This window comes from Nocardia sp. NPDC005998 (assembly GCF_040614395.1).
In the GTDB taxonomy this organism is placed as follows: domain Bacteria; phylum Actinomycetota; class Actinomycetes; order Mycobacteriales; family Mycobacteriaceae; genus Nocardia.
On sequence record NZ_JBEXUI010000005.1, the window covers coordinates 108,380 to 124,941 of the forward strand.

The 16,562-nt window shown below is 65.6% G+C and carries 13 protein-coding genes and 1 pseudogene; 6 read left to right on the forward strand and 8 right to left on the reverse strand.

Going from position 1 to position 16,562, the window contains the following annotated elements:
- Positions 1 to 8: 8 nt before the first annotated feature.
- The 5 genes from urtE to urtA form a co-directional block, all read right to left on the reverse strand.
- Positions 9 to 701 (reverse strand): urea ABC transporter ATP-binding subunit UrtE, encoded by a 693-nt coding sequence (gene urtE, locus ABZ293_RS10555; RefSeq protein ID WP_354958807.1) that lies wholly within the window; start codon positions 699 to 701, stop codon positions 9 to 11.
- Positions 694 to 1,548 carry an urea ABC transporter ATP-binding protein UrtD gene (gene urtD, locus ABZ293_RS10560; RefSeq protein ID WP_355179315.1) on the reverse strand — a complete coding sequence of 285 codons (855 nt, stop codon included), beginning with the start codon at positions 1,546 to 1,548 and terminating at the stop codon, positions 694 to 696. The genes urtE and urtD overlap by 8 nt, the downstream gene beginning before the upstream one ends.
- On the reverse strand, positions 1,545 to 2,699 hold the full coding sequence (gene urtC, locus ABZ293_RS10565; RefSeq protein ID WP_355179317.1) for an urea ABC transporter permease subunit UrtC: 1,155 nt from the start codon (positions 2,697 to 2,699) through the stop codon (positions 1,545 to 1,547). The genes urtD and urtC overlap by 4 nt, the downstream gene beginning before the upstream one ends.
- Entirely contained in the window at positions 2,696 to 3,580 is an 885-nt protein-coding gene (gene urtB / locus ABZ293_RS10570; RefSeq protein WP_355179319.1) for an urea ABC transporter permease subunit UrtB, read from the reverse strand. The genes urtC and urtB overlap by 4 nt, the downstream gene beginning before the upstream one ends.
- Positions 3,581 to 3,649: 69 nt before the next feature.
- A complete protein-coding gene (urtA, locus tag ABZ293_RS10575; RefSeq protein WP_354958811.1) occupies positions 3,650 to 4,930 on the reverse strand; it encodes an urea ABC transporter substrate-binding protein in 1,281 nt (426 codons plus the stop codon).
- Positions 4,931 to 5,318: 388 nt separating this feature from the next.
- Between urtA and ABZ293_RS10580 the strand changes: the two genes are divergently transcribed.
- From ABZ293_RS10580 to ABZ293_RS10595, 4 genes are all read left to right on the forward strand, one after another.
- Complete coding sequence (locus ABZ293_RS10580; RefSeq protein ID WP_355179321.1) at positions 5,319 to 7,148, forward strand: acyl-CoA dehydrogenase; 1,830 nt, start codon at positions 5,319 to 5,321, stop codon at positions 7,146 to 7,148.
- Positions 7,149 to 7,543: 395 nt separating this feature from the next.
- On the forward strand, positions 7,544 to 7,903 hold the full coding sequence (locus ABZ293_RS10585) for a YciI family protein (protein WP_355179323.1): 360 nt from the start codon (positions 7,544 to 7,546) through the stop codon (positions 7,901 to 7,903).
- On the forward strand, positions 7,870 to 9,123 hold the full coding sequence (locus tag ABZ293_RS10590) for a DUF6596 domain-containing protein (RefSeq protein WP_355179325.1): 1,254 nt from the start codon (positions 7,870 to 7,872) through the stop codon (positions 9,121 to 9,123). Before ABZ293_RS10585 ends, ABZ293_RS10590 begins: the two co-directional genes overlap by 34 nt.
- A 65-nt stretch (positions 9,124 to 9,188) precedes the next feature.
- Positions 9,189 to 10,673, forward strand: a complete 1,485-nt coding sequence (locus tag ABZ293_RS10595; RefSeq protein WP_355179327.1) for an alpha/beta fold hydrolase — start codon at positions 9,189 to 9,191, stop codon at positions 10,671 to 10,673.
- A gap of 404 nt (positions 10,674 to 11,077) precedes the next feature.
- On the opposite strand, the gene ABZ293_RS10600 is transcribed toward ABZ293_RS10595, so the two are convergent.
- Entirely contained in the window at positions 11,078 to 11,950 is an 873-nt protein-coding gene (locus ABZ293_RS10600) for a TetR/AcrR family transcriptional regulator (RefSeq protein ID WP_355179329.1), read from the reverse strand.
- 75 nt (positions 11,951 to 12,025) lie between these two features.
- Here ABZ293_RS10600 and ABZ293_RS10605 point away from each other — a divergent pair, with 75 nt between their 5' ends.
- Positions 12,026 to 13,258, forward strand: a complete 1,233-nt coding sequence (locus ABZ293_RS10605; RefSeq protein WP_355179331.1) for an MFS transporter — start codon at positions 12,026 to 12,028, stop codon at positions 13,256 to 13,258.
- Between the two features lie 87 nt (positions 13,259 to 13,345).
- Here the strand turns inward: ABZ293_RS10605 and ramB are convergent, their stop codons facing one another.
- The gene (gene ramB / locus ABZ293_RS10610; protein ID WP_355179333.1) at positions 13,346 to 14,752 is read right to left on the reverse strand and encodes an acetate metabolism transcriptional regulator RamB; all 1,407 of its coding nucleotides are present in this window, start codon (positions 14,750 to 14,752) and stop codon (positions 13,346 to 13,348) included.
- 93 nt (positions 14,753 to 14,845) lie between these two features.
- Here ramB and ABZ293_RS10615 point away from each other — a divergent pair, with 93 nt between their 5' ends.
- Entirely contained in the window at positions 14,846 to 16,357 is a 1,512-nt protein-coding gene (locus ABZ293_RS10615; RefSeq protein ID WP_355179335.1) for an ATP-dependent DNA ligase, read from the forward strand.
- Here ABZ293_RS10615 and ABZ293_RS10620 read toward each other — a convergent pair.
- Positions 16,346 to 16,562, reverse strand: a pseudogene (locus ABZ293_RS10620) (hypothetical protein); the annotation flags it as partial. The gene ABZ293_RS10615 and the pseudogene ABZ293_RS10620 sit on opposite strands and share 12 nt — an antisense overlap.

Here is a 16,562-nt window from a genome sequence, read left to right on the forward strand (position 1 = left end):
CGGCCAGCTCAGATCGCCATGGCCGAGCGGACCGAGGTCTCCGCGCCCGCACCGCCCTCGCCCGTGGACGTCACCCGTCCGGACTGCAGGATGTAATAGCGTTGTGCCGCTTGTAAAGCGAAGCCGATGTGCTGTTCCACCAGCAGCACACTGAGTCCGCCGCGACCGGTCAGATCGATGATGGTGCGCTCGATTTCGGCGACAACGGAGGGCTGAATGCCCTCGGTGGGTTCGTCGAGAATGAGCAGCTTCGGCTCGGTGATCAGCGCCCGCGCGATCGCCAGCTGCTGGCGCTGACCGCCGGAGAGCAAGCCCGCCTTGCGCGTCAGCAGTTCCCGCAGCGCCGGAAACAGATCGAGCGATTCATCGATCAGCGCCTTGCCGCGCTTGCGGCCATCGGCCACCACTTGCAGATTCTCGGCGGTGGTCAGCTGCGGGAAACTCTGCTGTCCCTGTGGCACATAGGCGATGCCGCGCTTGACCCGGCGCGACGGTGACAGCTTCGTGATCGATTCACCATTGAAGGTGATCTGGCCGGATTTCGTGCCGATCAGACCGACTGCGGTGCGCAGCAGGGTGGTCTTGCCCGCGCCATTGTGTCCCATGATCGCCACCACGCTGTCGTCCGGAACGGTGATCGAGACGCCGTGGATCACCTCGGTCCGGCCGTAACCGGAATGAATGTCGATGAGCTCAAGCATCGGCGGACTCCTTCGCGGTCAGCTCCTGCGCGGTCTGCGCGTCTTCGAGTTCGGTGCCGATGGCCGCGGCGGTGCCGAGGTAGACCTCCTGCACCTTGGGATCGGCCTGTACCTGTTCGACGGTGCCCTCGCTGAGCACCTTGCCCGCGGCCAGCACGGTGACCGAGGTCGCGAACGATCGCATGAAGTCCATATCGTGCTCGACCACCACGACAATGCGTTCACCGCCGATGCGGCGCAAAAGCTTTCCGGTCTCCTCACGCTCTTCGGCACTCATGCCCGCCACCGGCTCGTCGAGCAGGAGCACCGAGGCGTTCTGCACCAGCAGCATGCCGATCTCCAGCCATTGCTTCTGTCCGTGCGCCAATACGCCCGCGGGCTTATCGCGCAGCTCGCCGAGGCCGGTGATCTCCAGTGCCTCTTCGATACTCGGCAATACCGACTTGCGGCCGCGCAGCAGCGTCCATGCCGATCGACCAGCCCCGGCCGCGATATCCAGGTTCTGCAGAACGCTCAACTGCTCGAAAACACTTGCCGTCTGGAAGGTTCGGCCGATACCGAGCCGGGCGATCTGATGCACCTTCTTACCGAGGAATTCCACGCCGGACTTCTGCGCCGATCCGCTGGCGGGCACCAGACCGGTGATCGCATCGATGAGCGTGGTCTTACCCGCGCCATTGGGGCCGATCAGGAAGCGCAGATCGCCCTGCAGCACGGTGAGATCCACATCCGAGACGGCCTTGAAGCCATCGAAACTCACCGAAAGGCCGCGAATTTCGAGGTACTCACTCGACATGCCCGCATTGCCACCGGCTTTCGGATCATGCGCTGGCGCAACCGTATTCATAGGGATTCCACCTTATCCTCGGCAACCGGTACGACCTCGGGCAGCAGTTCGGCGACGACGACCGGCACCGGCTCGACCGTCTTGCCGAACCTGCTGTCCAGCAACCCCTTCAGCATCGGCCACACCCCGGCCAGACCCGCCGGAATGAACCCGACCACCACAATGAACAGCACACCCTGCAGATAGGTCCAGCTGGACGGGAACTCCTCCGATAGTGCGGTCTGCGCCCAGGCGACGCCGATCGCGCCGAGTACCGGCCCGAGCAGGGTGGTTCGTCCGCCGATCGCGACACCGATAATGAATGCGATGGACGGCACCACACCGATATCGGCAGGGGAAATAATGCCGACGATCGGTGTGAAAAGCGCACCGGCGATGCCAGCGAAGAAGGCTGCGACGACATAGGCCACGATCTTGATATTGGCCGGATCGTAGCCCAGGAAGCGCACCCGCTCCTCCTGATCGCGTACGGCCACGAGCAATTCGCCGTACCGGCTGCGCATGAGTTGGCGCACCGCCGCGACCACCAGCAGCAGGGTGCCCGCCGCGATGAAGAACAGCATCTGCCGGTTCGCTGGATCCGAGAGTTTGAAGCCGAAGAAGGCGCGGAAGTCCGACAGTCCGGTGAATCCGCCGATCTTCTGCTGACCGGTCAGCAGAATCGCCAGCGCCGCGGCCAGCGCCTGGCTCAGAATCGCGAAATACGTGCCCTTGACCCGGCGCTTGAAGACGCCGTAGCCGAGTGCCGCGGCCACCAGCGCCGGCAGCACCAGAATGCCGATCAGGGCGACCGGCGCGGAGGCGAAAGGCCGCCAGAACGAGGGCAATTCGCGGATACCGGCGATCTCCATGAACTCCGGCACGTCATTGTGCAGCCGGGCCGCATCGGCCATCTGCATATGCATGGCCATGATGTAGGCGCCGATGCCGAAGAACACGCCCTGTCCGAGGGTGAGCATGCCGCCACGGCCCCAGGCCAATCCGATGCCAGCGGCCACGATCGCGAAGCACAGGAATTTGGCGAGCAGGTTGAGCCGGAAATCGCTGAGCACGGCGGGTGCGACCGCGAACAGCAGGATCGCGGCGAGGATGAAGCCGCCCCATGCGGTCACCGAAGGATGTGCGCGCCAACGCTGTCCGAGTGTGGTCATGCCAAACTCCTCGTTCGAACGGTGAACAGCCCCTGCGGACGGACCTGCAGGAAGATGACGATGATGACGAAGACGATCACCTTCGCGATCGAGGCCGTCGTCGAATACTCGATATAGGAATTCAGCAGCCCGAGTGCGAAGGCCGCGATCACCGTGCCCCTGATCTGGCCGAGTCCGCCGATCACGACCACCAGGAAGGCATCGATCAGATAGCTCTGCCCGATGGTGGGGCTGGTCGAACCGATCAGGGTGAGCGCGACGCCAGCGACCCCGGCCAGCCCGGAGCCGATGAAGAACGTGCTGATATCGGTGATGCGGCTGGAAACGCCGCTGGTCTCGGCCAGCCCGCGGTTCTGTACGACCGCGCGGATGCGCCGACCCAGCGAGGTCGTCTTTAGCACGGTGGCGAGCGTGGTCACCGCGACGAGTGCGAGTACCAGAATGAAGATGCGGGTCTTGGGCACCACCGCGCCGAGGATGGTGACACCGCCACTGAGCCATTCGGGGGCGAGCACATTCTTGGCGGGTGCGCCGAAGATGTCACGGGCCGCCTGTTGCAGCACCAGTCCCACACCGAAGGTAACCAGCAGGGTGTCCAGCGGCCGGTCGTACATCCAGCGGATCAGGCCCATTTCCAGGGCCGCGCCGAGTAGTCCGCCGACCAGGAAGCCGACCAGCAGCGAAACCACCAGCGATACTCCGGTCGACGAGATGACCTTCTGCACAACATAAGTCGTGTAACACCCGGCCATGATGAATTCGCCGTGCGCCATGTTGATCACGCCCATCTGACCGAAGGTCAGCGAAAGGCCCAGCGCCGCAAGCAGAAGAATGGATCCCAGACTCAGCCCGGTGAAGAGCTGGCCGATCAACACGTCCATATTGGATTCCTAACGGGGTCGGCCGGGTGCGGGCTCCCTCTCACAAAGCCCGCACCCGGCGCCAGTCGACTACTTGAGGCCCTTGGCCCACTCGTAGGACTTCAGGTACGGGTCCGGCGTCACGGCCTTGCCCGAGTCCCACACCGTGTAGATCAGTCCGTCCGGCCGGATCTCGCCGATGCGGGCGGTCTTGGTGATGTGGTGGTTGCTGCCGTCGACGGTCACCAGCCCTTCGGGAGCCTCGAAGGTCACACCGTCGGCCGCGGCCTGAATATCGGCCACCTTGAACGACTTTGCCTTCTCGACGGTGTTCTTCCACAGGAAGACCGAGGCGTAGGCGGCCTCCATCGGATCCGAGGTCGGCTTGTCGGCGCCGAATGCGGCCTTGTAGTCCGCGACGAACTTCTTGTTCACCGGGGTGTCCACGGTCTGGTAGTAGTTCCACGCGGTGAGCTGGCCCGCGATGTTCTGCGCGCCGATGCCCGCGACCTCTTCCTCGGCGATGGACACCGAAACCACCGGCATATCGGCGGCTTTCAGGCCCGCATTGGTGTACTCGCGGAAGAAGGCCACATTCGAGTCGCCATTGAGGGTGTTGAATACCGCTCCCGCCTTGGCATTGCGGACCTTGTTCACAATGGTGGAGAAGTCGGTGGAGCCGAGCGGGGTGTAGTCCTCACCCTTGATCTCGATGCCGTTCGCCGCGGCGTAGGCCTTGATCTCGCGGTTGGCGGTCTGTGGGAAGACGTAGTCGGAGCCGACCAGGTAGAGGGATTTGATGCCCTTCTGCTTCAGATAGTCCAGCGCGGGCAGGATCTGCTGGTTGGTGGTCGCGCCGGTGTAGAAGATGTTCTTGCTGTCCTCCAGGCCCTCGTACTGGACCGGGTAGTAGAGCAGCGAGTTCAGGCTCTCGAACTTCGGCTTCATGGCCTTGCGGCTCGATGAGGTCCAGCCGCCGAATACCGCTGCGACACAGTCGGAGCTGATCAGCTTTTCCGCCTTCTCCGCGAAGGTCTTCGGGTCCGACGCGCCGTCTTCGAGTACCAGGTCGAGCTTCTTGCCCATGACCCCGCCCGCGGCGTTGATCTGGTCGACGGCCAGCTTCGTCGAGTTGGCGACGGTGACCTCGGAGATCGCCATGGTGCCGGACAGCGAGTGCAGTGAACCGATCTTGATCGAGTCCTTCGATGTGTCCACGCACGACGCGGCGTTGGAGCCGCTGGTCGAGGCGTCATCCTTGGCGCCACAGCCGGTCAGCAATAGACCGGCCAGTGCGACGGCCGTCGGCGCGACCAACGCCCTGGTGACGCGCCGGGGACGCGATCGATGGATGTCACGGGATTCTGGCATGGGGGCGGACCCTTCTCTCCTCATCAGGTGTTCGGCGGCACTGCGTGCGCCGCGCCGAATACGCCCGCCTTTGCACCGGTCACGGCCGCTTCCAGCGGTTGGGAAGGCGCTGGAAGAGGCTGTAGACCGGGTTGTATACAACGGCTGTATTCGTGGTGGGAACGTTAGACAGAAGTTGTTGCGCCGGAATATCTCTCGGTGACGAGTCGATTGCGCGTGTTTCCGTGGTGTGAACCTTTGCGCCGACCGCCCGGTCCGCACGTGTGCGGGGCCACTCTGGCTACGGTTGCGTAGCGAGACAGCGGTACGGCAGTCTCGTTTTGTACAACGTCAAAACGTCGAGCCCCGTGCTGCCGAGGCTGGGGGACGCGTGAGTCGAGGAGGACCGGTGGGTCACTACAAGGCGAACGTTCGGGATATCGAGTTCAACCTGTTCGAGGTGTTCGGACTGGACAAGCTCCTGGATACGGGTGCCTATGGCGATCTTGATTCGGATACTGTGCGGGAGATCCTCGCCGAGGTGAAGCGGCTGGCCGAGGGGCCGGTGGCGGAATCCTTCACAGCGGCCGACCGGGATCCGGTGGTCTACGATCCGACCAGCTATTCGATTTCGGTGCCCGAGGCGCTACGTAAGACCGTCGCTGCGGTGAACGAGGCCGACTGGAGTCGGCTCGGTATGCCGGAGGGTATGGGCGGCACGCGCGCACCCGCGGCCGTGGTCTGGTCGGTCAATGAGATGCTCACCTGCGCCAACCCGTCGGCGAGCTTCTTCAATATGGGTCCGGTGATGTCCTCGGTGCTGTTCAATGTGGGCACCGAGCAGCAGAAGCAGTGGGCGACAAAGGGGTACGACCGCGGCTGGGCGGGCACCATGGTGCTGACCGAGCCCGATGCCGGTTCCGATGTCGGTGCCGGGCGCACCAAGGCGATCCAGCAGGAGGACGGCTCCTGGCATATCGAGGGCGTCAAGCGCTTCATCTCCGGTGGTGATGTCGGCGAGACGGCCGAGAACGTCTTCCACCTGGTGCTGGCCCGCCCGGAGGGCGCCGGTCCGGGCACCAAGGGGCTTTCGCTGTTCTACGTACCGAAATACCTCTTCGATCACGAGACGCTCGAGCTGGGCGACCGCAATGGCGTCTACGTGACCGGAGTCGAACACAAGATGGGGCTGAAGTCCTCGCCCACCTGTGAGCTGACCTTCGGCGCAACCGATGTGCCCGCCAAGGGCTGGCTGGTCGGCGAGGTGCACAACGGCATCGCGCAGATGTTCCAGGTGATCGAGAACGCGCGCATGGTGGTCGGCATCAAGTCCACCGGCACGCTGTCCACCGGTTACCTCAACGCCCTCGACTACGCCAAGCAGCGGGTACAGGGCGCGGATCTGACGCAGATGGCGGATAAGGCGGCCCCGCGCGTCACCATTGCGCAGCATCCCGATGTGCGGCGTTCGCTGGCCATGCAGAAGGCCTACGCCGAAGGTCTGCGCGCGGTGTACCTGTTCACCGCCGCCCACCAGAACGCCGATGTGGCAGAGCTGGTTTCGGGTGCGGATGCCGAATTGGCGCACCGGGTGGACGATCTGCTGCTGCCGATCGTCAAGGGTGTCGGTTCCGAGCGGGCCTACCAGTACCTCACCGAATCGCTGCAGACGCTGGGTGGTTCGGGCTATCTGCAGGACTATCCGATCGAGCAGTACATCCGCGACGCGAAGATCGACTCGCTGTACGAGGGCACCACCGCCATCCAGGCGCAGGACTTCTTCTTCCGCAAGATCATTCGGGACAAGGGGGTGGCGCTCGCCCACGTCAACGGGCAGATCGCCGCATTCCTGGAGGCGAAGACCGGCCGCTTCGAGGCCGAGCGGGCGCTGCTGGGCACCGCGGTCGCCGATGTGCAGGCGATGGCGGCCACGCTCACCGGATATCTGATGGCGTCCCAGCAGGATCCGAAGGAGCTGTACAAGGTCGGCCTCGGCTCGGTGCGCTTCCTGCTCGCGGTCGGCGATCTGCTCATCGGCTGGCGCCTGCTGGTGCAGGCCGAAGTCGCGGCCGCGGCACTGGCCGGCGACGCACCGGAGAAGGACCGCCCCTTCTACGCCGGAAAGGTCGCTGTCGCAACCTTCTTTGCGAAGAACGCACTGCCGGAGCTGACCGCGGTGAAGAACATCATCGCCGCGATCGACAACGACATCATGGAGCTGGACGAAGCGTCGTTCTGACCGGTCTGCCGAGCCGACCGCTCCCGGACTGCCATTCGTGCCGATTTCTTTCCCGCATTCGGTTGGTGGCGAAGAACTCCGGGGCGCCGGTCGGCCAACCGACCGTGGTGCCGCTCGAGCCTTGCTCGGCGCGGAGGCGACACACGCCAACCTGGACGCGAATCGCTCGCGTTGTTCTCGTCGATCCGGCTGCACGACAGGCGATGTCACGAGCAACGCGAGCGATCGGCCGCCCCGAATGCCGCCGTGGAGCGTGCATCGACGGTGCGCGACATGACAGTTCGGTGAGCGCCGGTCTCCTCGGGCTGCGCGGCAGCCAGCTGTCGACGGCCGCACGTCCGGTGCCCGACCGGAAGGCCATGGCAGGATGGCTGTGAAATGAGGATCGAAGCATTATGAAGTATTTGCTGCTCATCTACGGCAATCAGGAGAAATGGAAGGCGATCCCGCCCGAGGTGTGGTCGGCGGCGGTTGCCGAGCAGGAGGCGTGGAACGCGCGTTACCGGGCCACCGGTGAACTGCTGGGTGCGTACGGTCTTGGCGACGCGGATACGGCGAAGCTGGTGCTGCGCCGCGACGGCGCCCCCGTCGTCACCGACGGTCCGTACCTGGAGACCAAGGAGTACCTCGCCAGCCTGTACCTGCTCGAGGTCGCCAGCGCGGAACGCGCCCGCGAGATTGCTGCGGACATGCCGTGGGCCGACGAGTCGCCGGTGGAGCTGTGGCCGATACTGCACGAGTCCCCGGGGAATTGAGCGGTCACACGGTCGAATCCGTTCTGCGTGAGCTGGCACCGCAGGTCCTCACCACCCTCATTCGCCGCCACGGCGATTTCGTCGCGTGCGAGGACGCCACCCAGGAGGCACTGCTGGCCGCGTCGGTGCAATGGCCGGTCGAAGGTCTGCCGGACAATCCGCGCGGCTGGCTCGTTACCGTCGCGCAGCGCCGCCTCGTCGATGAGATCCGCAGCGAGACCGCCCGGCGCCGCCGCGAAGAACAGGACATGGCGGCCGCCAGGGACCTCGGCCAGCACGACGATGAGCCGGCCGGCGACGATTCGCTGGCGCTGCTGTTCCTGTGCTGTCATCCCGCACTGACCCCACCGAGCCAGATCGCACTCACCCTGCGCGCCGTCGGCGGACTCGGCACCGCGCAGATAGCGGCCGCCTTCCTCGTCCCCGAAGCGACGATGGCGCAACGGATCACCCGGGCCAAACAGTCCGTCGATACCGCGGGACGAGTCTTCGCGATGCCGGAGCCCACCGAGCTGGCCGCCCGGCTAGCGGCCGTGCTGCATGTGCTGTACCTGATATTCAACGAGGGCTACACCGCCTCCACCGGAACCGATCTGACCGTGCCGGATCTCAGCGACGAGGCGATCCGGCTCACCCGCATGCTCGGCGCGCTGCGGCCCGACGACACCGAGGTTTCCGGCCTACTGGCCTTGATGCTGCTGACCGACGCACGCCGACCCGCCCGGATCGACCCCGACGGCGACCTGGTCCCGCTCGACGAACAGGACCGCGCGCTGTGGGACCAGGACCGCATCGCCGAGGGCGTCGAGCTGATCACCGCGACCCTCACTCGTGGCGATGTTGGTCCGTACCAACTACAGGCCGCGATCGCCGCAGTCCACGACGAGGCCCCTGCCGTCGAGGCGACGGATTGGCCGCAGGTCCTCGCGCTGTACGACCTGCTGGAACAGGTCGCGCCGAATCCGATGACGACCCTCAATCGCGCGGTCGCCGTTGCCATGGTTCGCGGCCCGGCCGCCGGGTTGGCGGTCCTCGCGAGCCTGGAGTCGAACAAGAGGATTGCCCGGCATCACCGGTTGCTCGCCACCCGCGCACACCTGCGCGAGCTCAGCGGGGACCCAGCGGGGGCTGCCGCGGACTATCGTGCCGCGGCCGAGCGCACCGACAGTGCCGCTGAGCAGCGATATCTGTTGAAAAAGATTTCTCGGCTCGCGATGTAGAGAAGTCGGCATCGTCTCCGACCACGTCGCGTAAGGCATCCACAGCCAACCGAAAAGAGACCGACGTGACCACATTTGTCGAGCCCACCGTCCGCTGCGATATGACCATCTCACTGGACGGATTCATCTGCGGCATGGAAGCCCGCAAACCGCCGTTCCTCGACGACGGGTTCTTCCGCGTGACCAACTGGATCGTCAAGCACTTCGCCTGGCAGCAGCAGCACGGATTGTCCGGCAGCACCACCGTCCCTGCCGCAACCGATCCCGAAGCCGAGCTGGTCACCGAGCGGATCGAGCAGACCGGGGCCTATGTCCTCGGCCGTCGCATGTACGACTCGGCGGGCAGTGCTTGGGATGAGCAGTCCCCTTACCACGTGCCGACATTCGTCGTCACCCATCGGCGACAGGAATCCCGAGCGCTCGCGGATGGCACCGTCTTCCACTTCGAGACGGGCGGGCCAGCAGCGGCGATCGCCCGCGCAAAGGAGGTCTGCCGCGAGGCGGGCGAAGGCAAGAACGTCCATGTTTCCGGTGGTGCATCCCTTGTGCAGCAGGCGATCTCGGCCGGTCTGGTCGACGAGCTGCACATTCACATCGCGCCGGTCCTGCTCGGCCAGGGCACTCGACTCTTCGACAACCTGCCCGACGGGATCGTCGAACTCGAGCGCTACCGCGTCGTCGACTCCGCCGACGCCACCCATCTCAGCTTCCGCATCCCCCGCAGCATCGAGGAGAACACCACCATGATCCCCGCCTCGACGCCGTCCACCGTCATCTCCCGAGACGGCACCACCCTCGCCGTTGAGACCATCGGTGCGGGCGCCCCCGTGATACTCATCGGCGGCGCGTTCAACGACCGGTCCACCGTCACGGCGCTGGCCGCCGCTCTCGCTCCCGAATTCACCGCGGTGACCTACGACCGGCGCGCACGCGGCGGCAGCGACGATCGGAGCACGGAGTACGCACTGCAGAGCGAGCTCGACGACCTCGCGGCGGTAATCACGCACGTCGGTGGGAGGGCCTGCGTGTTCGGTCATTCATCGGGCGGCATCCTTGCGCTCGAAGCTGTCATGCACGGGCTTGCGATCGACCGGGTCGCGGTCTATGAGACGCCCTACCTCGTCGACGACACGCGCCCCGCCCCCTCGGCAGGCGCCCGAGATCGGCTGACAGGTCTGGTGCGTTCGGGCGATCTGGAGGCAGCCGTGGCGCTGTTTCTCCAGGAGAACGTCGGTGTACCGGCCGAGATGGTTGCGTCGATGCAGACCGGCGATGAGTGGGCCTTCCTGGTCGGCAATGCCGCCAGCCTGCCCTACGATGCGCTCGTCACCGGCGACGACCTCGCCCTGCCGACCGATCGACTTGCAGCCGTGACCATTCCGACCCTGGCCATCTACGGTGATCAGACCTGGCCTTGGCTGGCAGCGGGGACGCAAGCTGTCGGCACGGCTGTCGGCGTCGCCGAGACCCGCGTTCTCGAGGGCGAGGACCATGGCGTACTGGCAAGGCCAGAGGCACTGGTCCCGACGTTGCGGAAGTTCTTCGGCTGAAGTCACCCCAGCGCAACGATGATCAGCAGGTCAGGGGGACGTTATTCGTCCCCGTGACCTGCTGTCTCGGTGTCGGACAGGAGATTTGAACTCGTCCAAGCCCGAGCGACGCCGATGGATGCCGCCGAACTCGGATCCCCCAGAGCCCCGGACTCGAAGCCGCCAAGGCGAATTCGCCAGCCCCCCAGTTCTTTTCGCCTCCCAATCAGCGACACGCGTCGGATCTGTCGCTAGTGCCCCGGCCAGCTGGATTGCTGCGCTACCCAGTCCGGCTGCGCGCCGAGCGTAGTTATATGGCGATCGCGCAGGCCCTTGAGCCCAAGGGCCTGCGTGACCACCATTCGGCTACGTTGGACAGACCGCGGCCCCAGGGTTGGATACGGCAGGAGTATCTCGACGCGGCACTAGGGTGCGAGCAGCTTGAGTACGACGGGGCGCGAGAGCGTGCCCGAGACCTGCCTTGCGAGTTGGTTGGCGCTGGTGCCCTCGGCGTGTGCGGCGCGCAGGGCGGCGGCGAGTTCGTCGCGGGCCGCGTCGGCGGTGGCTTGGGCCTCGCGTAGGCGTTGGGCGGCGCGGTCGACCGGGTTGGTCGCTTCGGTGTCGGCTGCCGGGGTCGGTTCGTCGATCGAGTTGGATTCGTCAACCGGGGTGGCCGATTCGGTGGTCAACTCGTTGACCGGTTCGCGGTGGGGCACCGATTTGTCGCGCTGCATGGCCGCTCGGGCGAACTCCATCATGAATTCGCGGGTCGCGTCGCGGTTTTCGGCGTCGGCGCCGAGCAGTAGGCGGGTGGTCTGGGGGACCGCGAGACTCCAATTGGACAGGCCGCACAGGGCGACCAGGAGTCGGCCCGCGTGGCTCTCGTCGACGTCGAACTGCTCCTTGGCGCGGTCGAATTTTTGCAGGTAGTGCTGGGCGCGCCAGCCATCGATATCGTGCGCGTCGGTGCCGCGGTGCAGGCCCTCCCAGAGCAAAAGCCGCAGCAGTTGCGGATTTTCGCGGTGGTAGTCGAACAGCTTGCCCACGTACTCGCCGGGTTCGGTACTGGCCAGCGGCTGGACCACGTCCATGAATTCGCGCATAGTGTCGATCAGGATGACGTCGAAGAGCTTGTCCTTGCTGCCGAACAGGCCGTAGATGCGCTCCTTGTTCACCCCGGCCGCTTCCGCGATCCGGTCCACCCGCGCGCCGGCCAGGCCGTATTCGGCGAATTCGTCACGCGCGGCGCGCAATAGAGCCTGCTTGGTCGCATCGCTCCGTTTCATCGTGACCGTCATGGCCATGATTTTACCATCTCGTCAAACCAACTATTTGGTTGACAACTGGGTCGGCGCGGGCCTACCTTCATCGCTATGGCAACGCCGACTCTTCAGCTTCCGGCCGGTATCCCGGCCAAGGCACGCACTCGCAGCACGTCACCACGTGCGCACACCGGGCGTACCCTTCCCTTCTTCGTCCTGTCCGCCCTGCTGGCCACCGGCCAGATGTATATCCCGATTCCCCTTTTCGCGGCCATGAAAGCGGACTGGAACGTGGGCGCTGGGGTCATGACCTGGATCATCAGTGCCTTCGCCTTCGGCTATGCCGGTGGCTTCGTGCTGTTCGGCCCGCTGTCGGACCGCTACGGCCACCGCCGTGTGCTGGTCACCGGCATGATCGTCGCAGCGGTGGTCACGCTATTGACCGGTCTATCGTTCAGCGCACCGATCGCGGTCGGTCTGCGGGTTGCCCAGGGCCTCGTCGTCGGTTCGATTCCACCGGCGATCATGGCCTATATCGCCACCCGCATCGCTCCGGCGCATCGCGCGGTGGTCACCATGTCGGTGGCCACATCCTTCCTCGCCGCGACGGTCTTGGCGCAGATCGCCTCGCAGGCCGTTGTCGCCGCATTCCCCTGGCGCACCATGTTCATCGGCTCGGCCGTCGTCTTCGTGGCGCTCGCCTTCGTCCTGCGCGCGGTCATGCTCGACGATGCGCCGACCGGCCGGGACAAGCCGCTGGTGCACAGCTATGCGGCCATCCCCGCGGTGCTGCGCATCAAGGCGCTGCTGCCGATGCTGGCCGCTGGCGCGCTGAGCATGGCGGTAATGGTCGGGGTGTACACCGGCATCGAAATCACCGGTCTGGTCAAGGGTTCCGGCGAACTGCTCGCGCTGCGGGCCGGTGCGCTGCCGGTGATGTTCGCACTGCCGCTGCTGGCCATCCCGCTCGCGCGCCTGACCAAGCCGGGCCAAATGGTGCTCGGTGTGCTGGTCGCCGCGACCGCCATGGTGATCGCCACCTTCGAGGGCACCCACCTCGCGGTGCTGACCATCCTGCTCGCGGTGCTGGTCGGCGGCCTCGGCGTCATCGCACCGGCGGTCCTGCAGACCGCAGGGGAGTTGGGTGGCCAAGCACGCGCCGCCGCCTCCTCGGTCGCCATGTTCAGCTTCTATGTCGGCGCGACCGCCGGACCGCTGGTCGCCGCTGCCGCTGCGCCACACGGTTTTTCGGTCCTGGCATGGACACTGGCCATACTCCTGGTCGCGGCACTTGGCCTGACCCTGTTCGGGGTGCGAATCCAGCATTCGGCACTACCCGCATAGCCAACCAGCGAACCACCAAGGCCGACATCGGAATCCGCCGATGTCGGCCTGGTGCATTGCGGACCCCGTGCGGCGCGCGCGGCGGCCTCACTTGAGGACGTAGGGGGAGACCGAGCTGCGGTGTTCGCTGATGTCGAGGACCTTGCCGAGTGGTGGGAAGGCGCGTTGCGGGCAGTTGGCGCGTTCGCAGACGCGGCAGCCCGCACCGATCGGGGTGGCCTTGGCCTCGTCCAGATCGATGCCATCGGCGTAGACGACCCGGCCCGCGTGCCGCAGTTCGCAACCCAGGCCGATCGCGAAGGTCTTGCTGGCCTGGCCGTATCGGGTCGCGCGGCGCTCGACGGTACGGGCGACCCATAGGTATTTGCGCCCGTCGGGCATCTGGGCGATCTGGGTCATGATCTTGCCCGGATAGGCGAAGGTCTCGTAGACATTCCACAGCGGGCAGGTGCCGCCGCTAGCGGAGAAGTGAAAACCCGTGGCGGACTGGCGTTTCGACATATTGCCCGCTCGATCCACCCGCACGAATGAGAACGGGACCCCGCGCAGCTTGGGGCGCTGCAGGGTGGAGAGGCGATGGCAGATCGTCTCATAGCTCTGGGTGAAGAAGGCCGAGAGTCGCTCGATATCGTATCGGAAATCCTCGGCGACCTCGTGAAAGTGCGTGTAGGGCAGGACCGTTGCCGCCGCGAAGTAGTTGGCGAGGCCGAGCATGGCCAGCTTGCGGGCGTCCTCGGAGGTGAAATTGCCCTCCTCCACGAGCTTTTCGAGCAGGTCCCCGCATTCGAAATAGGCGAGTTCGGCGGCGAGTTTGAAGGTGCGCTGGCCGCCGGACAGATGCGGCGCGATCTCGAGTCGCTGGGTCTGCGGGTCGTAGCGGTGCAAAACGCCCTCGCCGAGATCGATCCGCTCGACAATGCTCACATCGTGTGCGCGCAACCGGCGCGCGATCTCGCTGTTCACATCGCCGCCGTGGAAGCGGATGCGGGCGGTGAGTTCCTCTGCGGCGGCATCCAATTCGTGGATGTAGTTCTGCCGCTGGTAGAAGAAGTCGCGCACCTCCTCGTGCGGTTTGCTGATCGTCGCGCTGCCGGAGCCGTCGGCGAAACGGTCCTCGGTGGCGGCGGCCAGCTGTGCGGAGGTATTGCGGTACCGGTTGTGCATATTGACCAGTGCCCGCGCCATGCTCGGATGTGCGGAGACCATATCCGCGATCTCCTGGGTGTCGGCCTCGATGCCGAGCTCCTGGTCCATGACGACCTCTTGGAGTTCGGCGATGAGCCGGGTGTCGTCCTGGGAGGAGAAGAAGGTCGCATCGACGCCGAACACTTCGCTGATCCGCAGCAGCACCGGCACGGTGAGCGGGCGCACATCGTGTTCGATCTGATTGAGGTAGCTCGCCGAGATCTCCAGCTTCTGGGCGAGCGAGACCTGGCTCAGCCCTCGTTCGGTCCGCAGCTGGCGAAGCCGCGCCCCGACGTAAGTCTTGGCCACCCGTTCAGTTTATGAGGGCATTCGCAACCCTGCCAATGGGCAATTAGCAGCAGTGCTGAGCGATATGTCACACCACCGGGTTACCGTCGACTGGTGCTGTTCTCGGATGTCGTGCAGGCCTCGGAGACCGTCCGTGCGACCCGGTCCCGTAAGACGAAGATCGCCACCCTGGCCGCGCTATTGACCGAGGCTGCCCCGGATGAGCTCGCGCCGGTGGTCTCCTGGGTGTCCGGTGAACTGCGGCAGGGGCGCATCGGCACCGGTTGGCGCACGCTCACGAACCTCAACTGCGAGCCGAGTGATCTTGCAACGCTGACGGTTTCGTCGGTGGACGGCATGTTGAGCGAGTTGGCCACCACATCCGGTCCCGGCTCGGCGAACCGGCGCAGGGACCTGCTCACGGCATTGTGGAGCGCCGCCACCGTCGAGCAGCAGGCCTTCCTGATGCGCCTGCTCGGCGGTGAGTTGCGCCAGGGTGCGCTCACCGCAATCGTCGCCGAGGCGGTCGCCGTGGCCGCGGCGGTGCCGATCGAGCTGGTCCGGCGGGCGTACATGCTCTCCGGACAGCTACCCGTCACGGCCGTCGCCGCACTGACCGGTGGGGTCGACGCGCTGAGCGAGTTCCGGCTCGAGGTCGGCCGCCCGATCCAGCCGATGCTCGCCGCACCCGGTGCGTCGCTGGACGAGGTGATGGCCGAATTCGGCGATGAGGTGAGCGTCGAGCACAAACTCGACGGCGCGCGCATCCAGGTTCATCGCCAGAATTCGCGGGTCTGGGTGTTCACCAGGACGCTCCGCGATATCACCGCGAGCGTGCCGGAACTGGTCGACCTGGTCGCCCGGCTCGATTGCATGAGCGTGGTGCTGGACGGAGAAACGTTGGCGCTCACCGACTCCGGGCGACCGCGTCCGTTCCAGGAGACGATGAGCCGCTTCGCCGAGGTCAGCTCGACCAGGGAACTGCTGCTGCACCCGTACTTCTTCGACTGCCTGCATCTGGACGGTGCGGATCTGCTCGACGTCCCGCTGCTCGAGCGCCGCGCGGCACTGACCAAGGTGGCGGCCGCGCACAGCATCCCGGCGCTGATCCGGCCCGATGCGGAGGCTGCCGCGGAATACTTCGACGGTGCGCTGGCCGCCGGGCACGAGGGTGTGATGATCAAGTCATTGACCGCGCCCTATGCCGCGGGCCGCCGCGGCCGGGCCTGGCAGAAGATCAAGCCGACGCACACCCTCGACCTGCTGGTACTCGGCGCCGAATGGGGATATGGACGGCGCACCGGATATCTGTCGAATCTGCATCTCGGTGCGCGCGATCCGGAAACCGGTGACCCGGTCATGGTCGGCAAGACCTTCAAGGGCCTCACCGACGCACTTCTGCAATGGCAGACCGCCGAATTCCCGCGTCACGAGCGCGCCCGCGATGAATACACCGTCTACCTCTGGCCCGAACTCGTCGTAGAGATCGCCCTCGACGGCGTCCAGGTGAGCCCCCGTTATCCGGGCGGCGTAGCCCTGCGCTTCGCCCGGGTTGTCCGGTATCGCCCGGATAAGACCGCGGCCGATGTCGACACCATCGAAACGGTTCGCGCTCTACTGCCGTAATGCGTGCTGCCGCGGTTGATCGTGGCCAACTGCGGTCATCGTGCGCTCTTGCCCTGTCGCAATCGCGCATTGCTGCATGGCGATGCGCAGGTCGTCGATATCGATGACGCGCCGATCGACGCCGCCGCAGTCCAGCACACCGGAGCCGATGCCACCGACCGCCAGTTTCGCCACCCTCCGGTCCGCGCCGGTGATGGTGCGCTGC